This is a genomic window from Hydrogenophaga sp. R2, from assembly GCF_049843595.1.
Classification (GTDB): Bacteria; Pseudomonadota; Gammaproteobacteria; order Burkholderiales; family Burkholderiaceae_C; genus Hydrogenophaga.
The window spans coordinates 449,481-464,718 of sequence record NZ_JBBHZN010000001.1 but is presented as its reverse complement, the minus strand read 5'-3'; the positions used below and the strand labels follow the sequence as shown (position 1 = coordinate 464,718).

The following is a 15,238-nucleotide window of genomic DNA, read 5'->3' as shown; positions in this document are numbered from 1 at the left end:
CACAGGCGAAAAAAAGGGCGGCAACGCCGCCCTTTCTCAGGACCGTCCGGGGGATCAGGACTGCTGCATCAGCTCGTCGAAGGCCACGGCCTTGTCGGTGACCTGGGCCTTGGCCAGCACGAACTCGGTGACATTGTTCTCGACCACGATGGCCTCGACTTCGGCCATGCGGCGGTTGTCGCTCTGGTACCAGCGCACCACGTCGGCCGGGCGCTCGTAGGAGGCGGCCAGCTCGTTGATGTGGGCTTCGATCTGCTCGGGCTTGGCGAACAGTTCGTTGGCACGCACCAGCTCGGCCACGATCAGGCCCAGACGCACGCGGCGCTCGGCCTGGGGGCGGAACAGTTCTTCGGGGATCGGGGCCTTGTCGGCGTCCTTGATGCCACGCTGCTTCAGGTCGGCACGGGCGCCTTCGACCATGCGGTCGAGTTCGGCCTGCACCACCGACTTGGGCAGATCCAGCTCGGAAGCGGCGATCAGGGCGTCCATCACGGCGGCCTTGTTGCGGGCCTGCAGGCGGAACTTGGTCTCGCGCTCCAGGTTCTTGCGGATGTCGGCGCGCAGGGCGTCGACGGTGCCCTCGGCGATGCCCAGCGAACGGGCCAGCTCGTCGTTGACTTCGGGCAGGTTGGCGGCTTCCACCTTCTTGACCGTCACCAGGAAGTCGGCGGTCTTGCCGGCCACGTCCTTGCCGTGGTAGTCGGCCGGGAAGGCCAGCGGGAAGGTCTTGCTCTCGCCGGTCTTCATGCCGCGCACGGCGTCTTCGAATTCCTTGAGCATCTGGCCGTCGCCGACGATGAACTGGAAGCCCTCGGCCTTGCCGCCTTCGAAGGGTTCGCCGTCGATCTTGCCTTCGAAGTCGATGGTGACGCGGTCACCGTCCACGGCCGCGTCGGCCTGGGCGCGCTGGGCGAAGGTGCGGCGCTGCTTGCGCAGGATGTCCAGGGTGCGGTCGATGGCGGCATCGTCCACGGCGGTGGACAGCTTCTCGACGGTGGCGGCGCCCAGGTCGCCGATCTTGACTTCGGGGTAGACCTCGAAGACGGCGTCGAAGGACAGCTGGCCCTCGGGCGCGCCTTCCTTCTCGGTGATGCGGGGCTGGCCGGCCACGCGCAGCTGGGCTTCGTTGGCGGCAGACGCAAAGGCCTCGCCGACCTTGTCGTTCATGACCTCGTAGTGCACCGAATAGCCGTAGCGCTGGGCGACCACGTTCATGGGCACCTTGCCCGGACGGAAACCGTCCATCTTGACGGTGCGGGCCAGGCGCTTGAGGCGGCTGGCGACTTCGTTCTGGATCACGTCGGCCGGCAGCGTCAGGGTGATCTTGCGCTCCAGCTTCTCCAGGGTCTCAACGGTCACGGGCATGGTGTTCTCCAAGGGATTTCGGGGTCATTCGGGCCGAGTGGGAACGGAGTTGGTGTGGTGCGCGGGGGGGGACTCGAACCCCCACACCATTGCTGGCGTCAGGACCTAAACCTGGTGCGTCTACCAATTTCGCCACCCGCGCGCCGGCTTGTGCCACGGCCGGTGGCCCACTTCTCACGGCAACCCACGATTGTAGCCGCAGCGTCCCGGGCGCCCCCGGGACCCGGGCTCAGGTCGGGCGGCGCACCCGGAACCAGGCGGCATACATGGCCGGCAGGGCCAGCAGGGTCAGCACGGTGGCCACGATCAGGCCGCCCATGATGGCCACCGCCATCGGGCCCCAGAACACGCTGCGCGAGAGCGGGATCATGGCCAGCACGGCGGCCGCAGCGGTCAGCACGATGGGCCGCATGCGGCGCACGGCGGCCTCCACGATGGCGTCCCAGGCCGGCACGCCGTTGGCCCGGTCCTGCTCGATCTGGTCGATCAGGATCACCGAGTTGCGCTGGATCATGCCCATGAGCGCGATCACGCCCAGCAGCGCCACGAAGCCGAACGGCCGGCCCAGCAGCAGCAGCGCACCGGCCACCCCGGCCATGCCCAGCGGGCCGGTCAGGAACACCAGCAGCGAGCGGCTGAAGCTCTGGAGCTGCAGCATGAGCAGGGTGAAGGTGATGAACAGCATCAGCGGCACGCCGGCCGCGATCGATGCCGAGCCCTTGCTGCTCTCCTCCACCGCGCCGGCCACCCGGATCCGGTAGGCGCCCTGGCCCTCGGCCGCCCAGCGCGATTCCAGCTGGCGCAGCACCGGCAGCAGCTCGGCGGTGACGGTGGCGCCCTGCAGGCCCTCGCGCACGTCGCTCTGGACCGTGATGGCGTATTCGCGGTTCTCGCGCCACAGCACGCCCGGCTCCCAGGCGAACACCGGCTGGGCGATCTGCAGCAGCGGGATCACCGTGCCCTGCGCCGTGGGCAGGTAGGCGTTGGCCAGGTCGGTCATGGCGTCGCGCTCGCTCAGGGGCTGGCGCAGCACGATGTCGATGAGTTCGTCGCCCTCGCGGTACTGGCCCACGGTGGTGCCGGACAGCAGGGTGCGCGAGGCCCGGGCGATGGACTGGCTGGTCACACCCAGGGCACGGGCCTTGTCCTGGTCGATCTGCAGCCGCAGCTGTTTGACCGACTCGTTCCAGTTGTCGTTCACCCCCCGGGTGTTGGGGCTCTCGCGCATGGCCTGCCGGACCTGATCGGCGAGACCACGGAGGGTTGCAGGGTCGGGCCCTTCCACGCGGAACTGCACCGGATACGGCACCGGCGGCCCGTTGGGCAGCAGCTTGACGCGGCCCCGCACCTCGGGGAACTCGGTGGCCATCAGCGCCGGCAGTGCCTGGCGCAGCCGCTCGCGGGCCTTGAGGTCGGTCGGCATGACGATGAGCTGCGACACATTGGTCTGCGGAAAGATCTGGTCCAGCGGCAGATAGAAGCGCGGCACGCCGGAGCCCACCCAGGTGGTCACGCCGGTCACGTCGGCCTCTTTCTGCAGGCGCTGCTCGAAGCGGCGCGTGACCTCGTCCATGGCGCGGATGCTGGCGCCCTCGGGCAGCCAGATGTCCACCAGGATTTCCGGGCGGCTGGAGTCGGGGAAGAACTGCTGCTGCACTTTGCCCATGCCGGCGATGCCCAGCACGAAGGTCAGCACCGTGGCGCCGATGGTGATCCAGCGGTGCTCCACGCACCAGTCCACCAGGGCGCGGAAGCGCACATAGAACGGGCCGTCGAACACCTCGGCATGCTCGGCATGCTCGGCGTGATGGGCCTCGCCTGCAGCGGCACCGGGCCGGCGCAGCAGCAGCATGCCCAGGTAGGGCACGAACATGACAGCCACCACCCACGAGATCACCAGCGCCACCACGGTCACGCCGAAGATGGCAAAGGTGTATTCGCCGGTGGTGGACTTGGCCAGGCCGATGGGCAGGAAGCCGGCCGCCGTGATCAGCGTGCCGGTGAGCATGGGCATGGCGGTGGCGTCCCAGGTGAAGGTGGCCGCCTTCACGATGTCGTAGCCCTCTTCCAGCTTGCGCACCATCATCTCGACCGCAATGATGGCGTCGTCCACCAGCAGGCCCAGGGCGATGATGAGGGAGCCCAGCGAGATCTTGTGCAGGCCGATGCCCCAGTAGTGCATGGCCAGGAAGGTGATGGCCAGCACCAGCGGGATGGTGATGAACACCACCAGGCCGGGCCGCACGTCCAGCACGTAACGGCGCCAGCCGGTGCCGCCCGGGCGGCGGTGCAGGCCGAGTGCCAGGAAGCTCACCGCCAGCACGATCACCACCGCCTCGATCAGCACCTTCACGAACTCGTTGACCGAGGTGGCCACCGCCTTGGGCTGGTCCTGCACCTGCACCAGCCGCATGCCGGCCGGCAGGGTGCGCTCGATGTCGGCCACCGACAGCTTGAGGGCCTTGCCCAGCGCGATGATGTCGCCGCCCTTGGCCATGGAGATGCCCAGGGCGATGCTGTCCACGCCGTCGTGCCGCACCAGCACGCCCGGCGGGTCCTGGTAGGCGCGCACGATGTCGGCCACGTCGCCCAGCCGCAGCTGGCGGCCGTTGGCCGCCCGGATGGGCATGGCCCGCAGCTGTTCCACCGACTGAAAGGCCCCGCCCACGCGCACCTGCACCACATCGGCCGGCGACTGCACCGTGCCGGCCGACTCCACCGCGTTCTGCTGGCCCAGCTGGTCCAGCACCTGGGTCAGGTCCAGGCCCAGCACCGCCAGCCGCTGCTGGGAGATTTCGATGAAGAGCTTTTCCGGTTGCACGCCGAACAGCTCGACCTTGCTCACGTCCTTCACGCGCAGCAGCTGCTGGCGCACGTCGTCGGCCACCGCCTTGCGTTCGGCCGGGGTGAATCCCTCGCCCTGCAGGGCGTAGATCACGCCGTACACGTCACCGAACTCGTCGTTGAAGAACGGCCCTACCACGCCGGCCGGCAGCTGGCCGCGCAGGTCGCCCACCTTCTTGCGCACCGTGTACCAGATCTGCGGCACCTCGGCCGGCGGAGACGAGTCGCGCAGCTGGAAGATGATGAGCGCCTCGCCCGGCTTGGCGTAGCTGCGGATCTTGTCGGCGTGCGGCACTTCCTGCAGCGTGCGTTCGATGCGGTCCACCACCTGCTCGGCCACCTCCTGCGCGGTGGCGCCCGGCCAGTAGACCTGCACCACCATGGCCCGGAAGGTGAAGGGCGGGTCCTCGTCCTGCCCCAGCTGGAAGTACGAGGCCACGCCCAGCACCATCAGCACGATCATCAGGTAGCGGGTGAAGGCCGGGTGGTCCAGCGCCCACTGCGACAGGTTCATGCGCGATATCCAGCCGCGCTCGGCCGGTGCGGGGTTCACGGGGTCGTGCATCGCAGCCTCACTGAGCGGGGTTGAAGCGGACCACCTTCTGGCCCGGCGTGAGCACATGCACGCCGGCGGCCACCACCTCGTCGCCCGGCTTGAGGCCGCTGGCAATCACCAGGTCGTTGCCGTCGGCAGTGGCCACGGTCACATCGCGCGGCTGCACCGTGCCGGCGGCGGCGTCGAACACCCACACCTGGCTGCCCTTGCCGGCACCGGCCGCCATGACGGCGCTGGTGGGCAGGCGCAGCACCTGCGGCGCCGCCATGCCCGGGGGCATGTCCAGCACCACGCGGGCGGTGGCGCCCAGCGGCGCCGCGGCATCGGCCGGCAAGGCCAGCCGCACCTGGTAGGTGCGGGTGGAGGGGTCGGCACTGGCGGCCACCTCACGCACCACGGCGGCCATGGCCGGCCCGCCCGTGCCGGCGCTCCACAGCCGCACGGTGGCGCCCAGGCCGGGGCGCACGGCGGCCAGCCGGTCTTCGGGCACCGCAAACACCACATCGCGCGGGCCGTCGCGGGCCACCCGCACCACCGGCGTGCCGGCCGCCACCACCTGTCCCGGCTCGGCCAGCACCGCCACCACCACGCCGGCCGCATCGGCCTGCAGGCGGGCATACGCCGCCTGGTTGCCCTGCACCGCGCGCTGGGCCTGGGCCTGCTGCAGCGTGGCCTCGGCCGATCGCAGCGTGGCCTGACGGCGGTCGATCTCGGCCTGGCTCACGAAGCCCTGGGCCAGCAGATCCTGGAAACGCTTGAGGTCGGCCGCCGCCAGATCGCGCTGGGTGCGGGCCGCCGCTTCGGCCGCCTGCGCGGCCTGGCTGGACAGCGCCAGGTCCTGGGCGTCCAGCCGGGCCAGCAGCTGCCCGGGCTGGACCCGCTGCCCCACGTCGGCCGGCCGCTCCACCAGCTTGCCGCCCACGCGGAAACCCATGGCCGACTCGGTGCGGGCGCGCACGTCGCCTGCGTACTCGGCGGTGGCCGACAGGCTGTCGGCGCCCACCTTGATCAGTTTGACCGAACGCACCGGTTCCGGCGGGGGCTCGGGGCGGGAGCAGGCGGCCAGCGCGACACTGGCGCAGATCAGGACACAATGCACGGCTTTCATGGCGAAACCCTCGTTTTGGCGACCGATATCGGCCGGCCGAATTAATGACTGACCGGTTAGTAAGCGAAATTGTAGTGGCAAACCAACCTTCTGTCGGCAACGGCCCGGCCATGCCGCTGGGCGGAAACGTCGGTCATTACGAGAACTTCCCGGTGGCCTCCTGGCTGTGCCCGGCGCCCCTGCGGCCGGCCGTGGCGGCCATCTACCACTTCGCCCGCACCGCCGACGACGTGGCCGACGAAGGAACGGCCGACGCCCCGGCCCGGCTGGCCGATCTGGCCGCCCTGGGCGAACACCTCGACCTCGCCCTGCAGGGCGGCGAGACGGTGCGATGGCCTGGCCTGTGGCCGCCCCTGGTGGCCGCCGTGCAGCGCCACCGCCTGGACCCCGCGCTGCTGCACGACCTGCTGAGCGCCTTTGCACAGGACGTGCGCCACACCGCCAGCGGCCACACCTATGCCGACATGCCCGAGCTGCTGGACTACTGCCGCCGCTCGGCCAACCCGATCGGGCGGCTGCTGCTGCAGCTCTATGGCGTGAGCGGCGACCCGGCGCTGCGCCAGAGCGACGCGGTGTGCAGCGCGCTGCAGCTCATCAACTTCTGGCAGGACCTTTCGCGCGATCTGCCCAACCGCCGCAGCTACCTGCCGCAGGACCTGCTGGACCGGCACGGCCTGTCGGTGGACGACTTCCACCACCGCCCGGACGATCCGGCGCGCGAGGCCCGGCTCGACGCGCCGCGCCGCGCCATGGTCCAGGCCCTGTGCGAGCACGCACGCAGCCTGATGCTCGAAGGCGCCCCGCTGGTGCACCGCCTGCCCGGGCGTGGCGGCTGGGAGCTGCGCGCCGTGGTGCAGGGCGGCCTGCGGGTGCTGGACCACATCGCCGCCATCGACCACCGCAGCTGGGCCACGCGGGTCACGGTGGGGCGGCGGGACCTGCCGATGGTGGCCTGGCGCTGCCTGTGGATGTGAGGCACGGCCGCCTCAGGCGCTGACCGCCCGCGCCAGCGCCTGGTCGATGTCCCAGAGGATGTCGTCGATGTGCTCCAGCCCGACCGAGATGCGCACCATGTCGGGCAGCACGCCGGCCTTGATCTGCTGCGCTTCATCCAGCTGTCTGTGGGTGGTGCTGGCCGGGTGGCTGATGAGGGTGCGGGTGTCGCCGATGTTGACCAGGTGGCTCATGAACTGCGCGCTCTCGATGAAGCGCACGCCGGCGGCCAGCCCGCTCCCCTCGCTGGCCGACGGCTTGACACCGAAGGCCAGCAGGCCCGAGGCGCCACGCATCTGCCGGCGCATCAGCCCGTGCTGCGGGTGATCCGGCAGGCCGGGGTAACTGACCCAGGCCACACGCGGGTCGTCGCGCAGGAACTGCGCCACGGCCAGGGCGTTGCTGCAGTGGCGGTCCATGCGCAGGGGCAGCGTCTCGACCCCCTGCAATATCTGCCAGGCGCTTTGCGGTGACAGCGAGGCGCCCCACACCCGCAGACCTTCCATGCGGCAGCGCATGGTGAAGGCGAAGTCGCCGAAGGTCTCGAAGAACTTGACGCCGTGGTAACCCGGGGAAGGCTCGGTCATGCCGGGGAAGCGGCCATTGGCCCAGTTGAAGCGCCCGCCCTCCACCACCACGCCACCCAGCGTGGTGCCGTGGCCGGCCAGGTATTTGGTGGCGCTGTGCACCACCACGTCGGCCCCCAGGGCCACCGGGTTGCACAGGTACGGGCTGGGCACCGTGTTGTCCACGATCAGCGGCAGGCCGTGGGCATGGGCCACGTCGGCCACGGCGGCGATGTCCAGCACCACCATGCTGGGGTTGCCCAGGGTCTCGGCATAGATGGCACGGGTCTCGGGCCGGATGGCGGCGGCAAACGCCGCCGGGTCGGTGGCGTCCACAAAGGTGGTCTCGATGCCGAACTTGCGCAGGTTCACCGCCAGCAGCGTCACCGTGCCGCCATACAGTGAGCCGCCGGCCACCACATGGTCGCCGGCCTGCAGCAGCGTGGTGAGGGCCAGCGTTTCGGCCGCCATGCCGCTGGCGCAGGCCACCGCAGCACGCGCGCCTTCGAGGGCGGCCACCCGCTCCTCCAGCGCCGCCACCGTGGGGTTGGACAGGCGCGAATACACATTGCCGAAGGTCTGCAGGTTGAACAGGCTGGCGGCGTGTTCGGCGCTGTCGAACACGAAGCTGGTGGTCTGGTAGATGGGCAGCGCGCGGGCGCCGGTGGCGGCGTCGGGTATCTGGCCGGCGTGGATGGCCAAGGTCTCGGGGCGGAACTGTCGGTCGGCCATCAGACGGGCCTCCGTGCGGAAATCACCCGCGTGTTCACGCCCACCCAGTTCAGGCCGCCGAACAGCCGGGCATGCTCGATCTTCACGCAGCGGTCCCACACGCTGTCCAGTCCGGCGGCGGTGGCAATGGCGTCGGCCTCGGCGCTGCGCAGGCCCAGCTGCTGCCACAGGCAACGCGCACCGATGGCCACCGCGCTGCGGGCCACTGCGGGCAGCTCGTCTTCCTTGCGGAACACGTCGACCATGTCCACCGGAAACGGAATGTCTTCGAGCCGGGCGTAACTGGTCTCGCCCAGGATCTCGGGGTAACGGGGGTTGACCGGCACGATGCGGTAGCCGTGCGACTGCATGTACTTGGCCGCGAAGTGACTGGGGCGGTGCCATTCGGCCGAAAGGCCGACGACGGCGATGGTGCGGCAGCTGCCCAACAGGCGCCGCAGGGTGGGGATGTCGTCCTGCATGCCGGGCATTGTCGCCCTGCCAACGACCCTGGGCATCCGGCCCATCCCTCGGGCCCGTCGCAGGGGCCTGTTTCGGGTCAATTAATTAACATCGAATTAAATTGACAGGCATACGCCCCAGCGCCCGGATTGGATTCAGCCAATATCGGGGAAATGGTTACCAGATGATTCCGGGCCGGGTGGTGTGACCCTGTAATGAAAAGAAAAAAGCCCGCGGGTGCGGGCCTTCTTCAGGAACGTCGGGAGACGATCACTTCTTCTTGCAGGCGTCCTTGTCGGCGTTTTCCTTCTTGGAGCAATCGACCTTCTCGTCCATCTTGCCACCAGCGTGGGCTGCGGCGAAAGCGGCGGGAGCGGTGGCCAGAACGAAGGCCGACACGAGCGCGGAAATGAACAGTTTCATGTGATTCACCGTAAGGTTGTTGGTTTGTCCGGGAAAGCGCAGACAGGGCGAACTCCCGAATCTGCGAGTGCTATTCTGGCGTATCTCCGAACAGATTTGTTCATCTTTGCGGTTAACCATGAAACCAACTGTGGAAATGGCCGGATGCAGGGGTAAACCCTATGGTCGCGTTGTGACCGTACTGTTTACCGCGCTAACTGCTGCGGTCAGCATGCCCCTGTGGGCGCAGGCGCGATTCGTGCCGGAACCCGATCGGGTGGTGGTGCCGGTGTCGGTGCAGGCCACCGGCGGGAGCGGCTCCGCCCTGCGCGAGGCCGAACGCGCCTGGCGCGCCGACCCCCAGCGGCAAGACACCGCATTCCGCTATGCCCGCGAGGTGTTCGTGCTGGGCCTGCGCGAGGGCGACCTGCGCTGGTACGGCGCCGCGCGCGCCGCCCTGCTGCCCTGGTGGAACGCGCAAAAGCTGCCGGCCGAGGGGCACTTCATGCGGGCGCTGGTGCGCCAGGGTTTCCACGACTTTGAAGGCGGCATCGCCGACCTCACCGCCACCATCGCGCAGGAGCCGCAGCGGGCCGAGGCCTGGTCGTGGCGCTTCTCGCTCTACCTGCTGACCTCGCGCCTGGACGAGGCACGCACCGACTGCACCGAACTCGGCCAGCGTTTCGGCGCGGTGGAAGGCCAGGCCTGCCAGGCCACCCTGCAGTACCGCACCGGCCAGGCCGCCGCCGCCGTGCCCACCTTCGAGCGCCTGGTGCAGCAAGCCGATCTGCAGGGCCCGCTGGCGCAGGACTGGCTGCGTTACCACCAGGGCATGGCGCTGGTGGCAGCCGGCCGGCCCAGGGAGGCCGCCCAGGTGTGGCAGCAGCACCTGCAGCGCCACCCAGGCTCGCACCTGGTGCGGCTGTCGCTGGCCGAGACCCTCAATGCCACCGGGCAGCACGCGCAGGCGCTGCAGGCCAGCCTGGCCACGGTGCAGCCCACCGATGCGCTGCTGGTGCAGGCGCTGCTGGCCGCCAGCGCCCTGCGCGATCCGCGCGCGGCCGATCTGCAGACCCAGGTGTCGCAACGCATGGACGCACAGGCCCAGCGCAACGAGGCCCTGATCGAGCGGCCGCAGATGATGTACTACATCCGCCACAAGGCCGATCTGCCACGCGGCCTCCAACTGGCGCGTGACAGCTGGGCCGAACAGCAGGAGCCGGCCGACGCCGCCCTGCTGATCGAAGCCGCCCTGGCCACCAACCGTCCGGAAGACGCCCGAGCGGTGCTCACCTGGATGCAGCGCACCGGCTACACCGACCCGACCCTGGCCGCCCTGGCCCGGACCCTGCAGACCCGCCTGGGCCGATGAGGAGCCATGCCTTGACCTTCATCGCCTCCTGGCTGCGGCCCCTGCTGCTGATCGCCGCCCTGGCCGGTGCGCCGGGCTGGGCGCTGGCCCACTCCAGCAGCAACAGCTACCTGCTGCTGGAACAGCGCGGCAATGCACTGGTGCTGCGCGCCGACATGAACCTGCGCGATGTCGATCTGCTGTTCGACCTCGACCAGAACCGCGACGGCCGCGTCACCTGGGCCGAGACCGCTGCACGCAGCAGCGAGCTGCAGGCCTGGCTGAGCCAGGGCCTGCTGCTGCGCAGCAACCGGGGCAGCTGCTCGCTCGTGCCCACGCCGCTGATGGCCAGCGAGCGCGCCGACGGCTTCTACCTGAGTGCCGAATCCACCGTGGCCTGCGCCGGTGGCTCCACCGAAGGCCTGACCCTGCGTTACCAGCTCATCTTCGAGCGGGACAACCTGCACCGCGGCCTCATCCGCATCCAGACCGAGACCCTGCAGACCAGCGCCGTGCTCAGCCCCGACCAGCCCGAGGTGGTGCTGGTGCCCGAGGCCGGTGCCAGCGGCACCGGCAGCACCTTCTGGCGCTACATCACCGAAGGCATCTGGCACATCTGGATCGGGCTCGACCACATCCTCTTCCTGCTCAGCCTGCTGCTGCTGGCCCCGCTGCAGCGCCAGCGCGGCTGGCTGCTGCACTGGCCGGCGCGCGATGCGCTGCGCAGCTCGCTGATGGACGTGGTGGCGGTGGTGACCGCCTTCACCGTGGCCCACAGCATCACGCTGGCGCTGGCGCTCACCCGGGTGGTGGAGCCGCCGCGCGCCATCGTGGAGACGCTGGTGGCGCTGTCGGTGGTGCTGGCCGCGCTCAACAACCTCATGGGCTGGTTCGCGCTGGAACGCTGGCGCATGGCCTTCGTGTTCGGCCTCATCCACGGCTTCGGCTTTGCCACCGCACTCATCGACCTCAACCTGCCCGGCAGCCAGCTAGCGGTGGCGCTGGGCGGCTTCAACCTGGGCGTGGAGATCGGGCAGCTGGCCATCGTGGCCGCCTTCTTCCCCCTGGCCTGGTGGCTGCGCATGACCGGCTTCTACCGCGCGGTGGTGGTGGCCGGGGGCTCGCTCATCATCGCCGGCATCGGCACACTCTGGGTGCTGCAGCGCCTGGGCCTGGTCACCTGAAACCCCTGCCCCTTCGACATTTCCCTCAAGGAGTCCCATGACACACCACCACACCCTCCTCGTGCGCGGCGCCCGCTGGGCCGCCTTCCTGGGCCTGCTCGCCCTGGCCCAGGGCGCCCACGCCCACGCCGGGGCCGACAACCTGGCCGGCGGCTTCGCCACCGGCTTCATGCACCCCATCCTCGGCTGGGACCATGTGGTGGCCATGGTGGCCGTGGGCCTGTGGGGCGCCTTCATGGGCGAACGCGCGGTCTGGACGCTGCCGGTGGTGTTCCCGGCCGTCATGGCCCTGGGTGGCGTGCTCGGCCTGCTGGGCGTGCCGGTGCCGCTGGTGGAGGAAGGCATTGCCGCCTCGGCCATCGTGATCGGCGCCATGGTCGCGCTGGGCAGCCGCCCGCCGCTGTGGCTGGCCGCGGTGGTGGTGGGCGCGTTCGCCATCTTCCACGGCTATGCCCACGGCGCCGAACTGCCCGAGGCCACCAGCCCGCTCATGTACACCGCCGGCTTCATGGTGGCCACCGGTCTGCTGCACCTGGGCGGCATCGTGCTGGGCATGGCGGTGCGCTGGCCGCAGGGCGTGAAAGTGGTGCGCGGCTGCGGTGTGGTCATCTCGGCCCTCGGCGTGGGCTTTCTGGCCGGGTGGCTGTGAAGCAGCGTCGCGCCGCACTGGCTGGCGCCCTCGCCCTGCTGCCGCTGGGGGCGCTGGCCCACGGCGCCATACCGGGTGCCACGCCGTTCTATGTGGGCCTGCTGCACCCGCTGCTGGCGCCGGCGCATGTGCTCATGCTGCTGGCCCTGGGCCTGTACCTGGGCCGGGTGGACGAACCCCGCAAGGCGGTCGCCATCTGGGCGCTCGCCCTGGGCCTGGTGCTGGGCGGCCTGCTCACCCTGCCCCTGTCCGACCCCGACACCGACCGGGGCCTGCTGCCCCTGGCCCTGACCTGCGCCGTGCTGGTGGCCGCCGGACGCACCGGCCCTGCGGGCCTGGTGGCCACCGTGTGTGCGCTGGCCGGCCTGCTGGTGGGGCTGGGCTCGGGCGATCCGGGTTTTGGGCCCTGGCAACGCTTCCTCACCATCGGCGGCAGCGTGGTCGGCGCATTGCTCATCACCGGCCAGCTGGCCTTCTGGGGCGAGCTGCTGGGCCGCCAGCCCCGGCTGGCCCACGGCACCGCCATCGGTCAACGCATCCTGGGCGGCTGGCTGGTGGCCATCAGCCTGCTGATGCTGGTGCTGGGGTGGTTGGGGCCGTTGACGCGATCGGGTGGCTGAGATCCAGCCTTTAGCGCTCGCGCAGGCTTTCCTGGGCGTGCTGCACCAGCGGGGACAGGAAGTAGCTGATCACCCGGCGGGTGCCGGTGAGCACCTCGGCCGACACCGCCATGCCGGGTGACAGGGTGACCCGGCGCCCGTCCACATCGAGCTGGCTGCGGTGCAGGCGGATGCGCACGGCATAGACCGAGCCCAGCTGCTCGTCCGGCACCGCATCGGCCGAGACGCTGACCACCTCGCCCGGCAGGGTGCCGTAGCGGGTGAAGGCAAAGGTCTCCACCTTGACCACTGCGGGTTGACCGGCCTGCACGAAGCCACTGTCGCGGTTGGCCAGGCGGGCCTCCACCTCCACCACACCATCGTCCGGCACCACGGCCAGCAGCGGCTGTGCGGCGGTGACCACGCCGCCCGCGGTGTGCACCGCCAGCTGCTGCACCACACCGTCCACCGGTGAGCGCAGGTCCATCTGGGTGCGCCGCCGGCGTGCCTTGGCCAGCTCCTGGGCCAGCGCCTCCTGCTGGCGGGATGCGGTCTGCGCGGCTTCCAGCGCAGCACGGCGGGCCTCGGCCAGCAGGGCCCTGTCCTGTGCTTGCGCAGCGCTCAAGGTGGCGGTCAGTTCGGCATCGCGGCTGCGCAGGCTCTGCAGGTCGGCTTCCATGCCGATGCGGGTCTGCGTTTCCTGCCACCAGGCATGGCGGGACACGAAGGCCTCCTGCGCGAGGCGCTGGAAGTCCTCCTCGCGTTGCCGCACCAGCGGCAAGGTGGCTTCGAGCTTTCGGATCTGCGCCCGGCCGGCGTCGCGCTCGGCGCTGCGGCGCTCCACCTCGGCCCGCAGCGCCGCGCGCCGGCTGCGGTGTTCGGCGTACTGGCTGGCCAGGGTCTGCGCGGCTTGCTGCCAGGCGGAATGGGCCACGTCCGGCAAGGGTGGCAGGCGCGGGTCGGCATCCGCGAGCAGCGCGGTCTGCAGGGCCGTGGCCCGAGCCTGGTCCAGGCGGGCGGCATCGTGCTCGGCCTGCAGGCGCTGCAGATCGGCCGAGGCCGGCTGCGGGTCGAGCTCGAGCAGCAGATCGCCAGCGCGCACCCGGTCACCATCGCGCACATGGATGGCCCGCACAGCGGCCAGTTCCAGCGCCTGAACCACCTGGGTGCGGTCCCCGGGCACCACACGGCCAGCGGCCACCGCCACCACATCGACCTGTCCCAGGCAGGCCCAGGCCAGCACGGCACCCAGCATCGCGACCAGCGTCCACAACACGGCCCGAGGCAGCGGCGATGGTGGCGTTTCCTGCAAGGCCAGTGCGGCGGGCAGGAACTCGGTCTCGTGGCCGGGACGAGCAGCCGCATCGGACGCTCGCTCGACCCAGGCCTGCCGCCACGCTCGGCGATGCCGTTGCCACCAGCCCGCCGCAGGCTCACGCATGCTGCACCCGCTGCAACGCGGCATATCGGCCCTGCGGATGGCCCATGAGCTCGTCGTGGGTGCCACTTTCCACCACCTGCCCCTGGTCCATCACGAAGATGCGATCGGCATGGCGCACGGCACTCAGCCGGTGCGCCACGATGATCACGGTGCGGCCTTTGGCCATGGCCTGCAGGTTGTCCTGGATGATGCGTTCGCTCTCGTAGTCCAGGGCGCTGGTGGCCTCGTCCAGGATGAGGATGCGCGGCTGGCCGATCAGGGCTCGGGCGATGGCAATGCGCTGGCGCTGGCCCCCTGAGAGGGAACAGCCCTGTTCGCCCACCGGCGTGTCGTAGCCCTGGGGCAGGCGGGTGATGAAATCGTGCGCGCCGGCCAGCCGGGCCGCCTCGATCACCCGTTCGATGGACGCGGCCGGCATGGCCAGGGCGATGTTGTCGCGGATGCTGCGGGCAAAGAGCAGGTTGTCCTGCAGCACCACACCGATCTGCCGACGCAGCGAGGCCGGATCGACCGTGGCCAGGTCGATTCCGTCCACCAGCACCCGGCCCTCGGCGGGCATGTGCATGCGCTGGATCAGCTGCGTCAATGTGCTCTTGCCCGAACCCGAACGGCCCACCACCCCCACCACCTGCCCAGGTGCGATGTCCAGCGACACGCCGCTCAACACCCAGGGCGCATCGGGGGTGTAGCGGAAGCGCACGTCCTCCAACCCCCTGTCGCCATCCAGCTGACCCAACAGGTCGTCACCCTCATCCAACCCCTCCAGCTCGATCCCCAGCGCCCGGGCCGGCGAGGTCCAGCGGTGCAGCCAGCCCAGCACGGTGAGGTGGCAGCACAGGTCGGGCTGCAGGCCTTCGACCAGCAGGTCGCCCTGCTCCGTGAGGCGGTAGCACCAGCGCCGGTCGTGGCTGTGCCAGATGCCCGGGGCCACCGGATGGCCGCCGCGCAGCAGGTAGCCGTCGATCACGATGCAGCCCTTGCCGGGGGCGTCGAGCACCATGTCGTGG

12 protein-coding genes, 1 tRNA gene and 1 pseudogene are annotated in these 15,238 nt (G+C 70.2%); 5 read left to right on the top strand and 9 right to left on the bottom strand.

Annotated elements, in window-relative coordinates:
* Window positions 1-54: 54 nt before the first annotated feature.
* From tig to WD026_RS02255, 4 genes are all read right to left on the bottom strand, one after another.
* The gene (tig, locus tag WD026_RS02270) at window positions 55-1,365 is read right to left on the bottom strand and encodes a trigger factor (protein ID WP_425722037.1); all 1,311 of its coding nucleotides are present in this window, start codon (window positions 1,363-1,365) and stop codon (window positions 55-57) included.
* Window positions 1,366-1,420: 55 nt separating this feature from the next.
* Window positions 1,421-1,507, bottom strand: a tRNA-Leu gene (locus WD026_RS02265).
* Between the two features lie 87 nt (window positions 1,508-1,594).
* Complete coding sequence (locus WD026_RS02260) at window positions 1,595-4,774, bottom strand: efflux RND transporter permease subunit (RefSeq protein ID WP_425722036.1); 3,180 nt, start codon at window positions 4,772-4,774, stop codon at window positions 1,595-1,597.
* Window positions 4,775-4,781: 7 nt separating this feature from the next.
* Complete coding sequence (locus tag WD026_RS02255; protein ID WP_425722035.1) at window positions 4,782-5,873, bottom strand: efflux RND transporter periplasmic adaptor subunit; 1,092 nt, start codon at window positions 5,871-5,873, stop codon at window positions 4,782-4,784.
* A 110-nt stretch (window positions 5,874-5,983) separates the two neighbouring features.
* On the opposite strand from WD026_RS02255, the gene hpnC reads away from it, so the two are divergent.
* Window positions 5,984-6,847, top strand: a complete 864-nt coding sequence (hpnC, locus tag WD026_RS02250; protein ID WP_425722034.1) for a squalene synthase HpnC — start codon at window positions 5,984-5,986, stop codon at window positions 6,845-6,847.
* Between the two features lie 12 nt (window positions 6,848-6,859).
* On the opposite strand, the gene WD026_RS02245 is transcribed toward hpnC, so the two are convergent.
* The 3 genes from WD026_RS02245 to WD026_RS02235 all read right to left on the bottom strand — a co-directional run bounded on the left by WD026_RS02245 (window position 6,860) and on the right by WD026_RS02235 (window position 9,028).
* Window positions 6,860-8,164, bottom strand: coding sequence for an O-acetylhomoserine aminocarboxypropyltransferase/cysteine synthase family protein (locus WD026_RS02245; protein ID WP_425722033.1), 1,305 nt, complete (start codon window positions 8,162-8,164; stop codon window positions 6,860-6,862).
* Window positions 8,164-8,625, bottom strand: coding sequence for a CoA-binding protein (locus WD026_RS02240; RefSeq protein ID WP_425722032.1), 462 nt, complete (start codon window positions 8,623-8,625; stop codon window positions 8,164-8,166). The genes WD026_RS02245 and WD026_RS02240 overlap by 1 nt, the downstream gene beginning before the upstream one ends.
* A 250-nt stretch (window positions 8,626-8,875) precedes the next feature.
* Window positions 8,876-9,028 (bottom strand): hypothetical protein, encoded by a 153-nt coding sequence (locus WD026_RS02235; protein ID WP_425722031.1) that lies wholly within the window; start codon window positions 9,026-9,028, stop codon window positions 8,876-8,878.
* 238 nt (window positions 9,029-9,266) lie between these two features.
* Here WD026_RS02235 and WD026_RS02230 point away from each other — a divergent pair, with 238 nt between their 5' ends.
* From WD026_RS02230 to WD026_RS02215, 4 genes are read left to right on the top strand one after another with little or no spacing between them, the layout of a single operon-like run.
* Window positions 9,267-10,379 carry a tetratricopeptide repeat protein gene (locus WD026_RS02230; RefSeq protein WP_425722030.1) on the top strand — a complete coding sequence of 371 codons (1,113 nt, stop codon included), beginning with the start codon at window positions 9,267-9,269 and terminating at the stop codon, window positions 10,377-10,379.
* Window positions 10,380-10,390: 11 nt separating this feature from the next.
* Window positions 10,391-11,542 carry a HupE/UreJ family protein gene (locus tag WD026_RS02225; RefSeq protein WP_425722029.1) on the top strand — a complete coding sequence of 384 codons (1,152 nt, stop codon included), beginning with the start codon at window positions 10,391-10,393 and terminating at the stop codon, window positions 11,540-11,542.
* Window positions 11,543-11,579: 37 nt separating this feature from the next.
* Window positions 11,580-12,191, top strand: a complete 612-nt coding sequence (locus WD026_RS02220) for a HupE/UreJ family protein (RefSeq protein ID WP_425722028.1) — start codon at window positions 11,580-11,582, stop codon at window positions 12,189-12,191.
* Complete coding sequence (locus tag WD026_RS02215) at window positions 12,188-12,811, top strand: HupE/UreJ family protein (RefSeq protein ID WP_425722027.1); 624 nt, start codon at window positions 12,188-12,190, stop codon at window positions 12,809-12,811. Before WD026_RS02220 ends, WD026_RS02215 begins: the two co-directional genes overlap by 4 nt.
* A 10-nt stretch (window positions 12,812-12,821) precedes the next feature.
* Here WD026_RS02215 and WD026_RS02210 read toward each other — a convergent pair whose 3' ends face one another.
* A complete protein-coding gene (locus tag WD026_RS02210; RefSeq protein ID WP_425722026.1) occupies window positions 12,822-14,231 on the bottom strand; it encodes an HlyD family type I secretion periplasmic adaptor subunit in 1,410 nt (469 codons plus the stop codon).
* Window positions 14,224-14,961 (bottom strand): annotated as a pseudogene (locus WD026_RS02205) (peptidase domain-containing ABC transporter); the annotation flags it as partial. The gene WD026_RS02210 and the pseudogene WD026_RS02205, both read right to left, overlap by 8 nt.
* Between the last annotated feature and the right edge of the window lie 277 nt (window positions 14,962-15,238).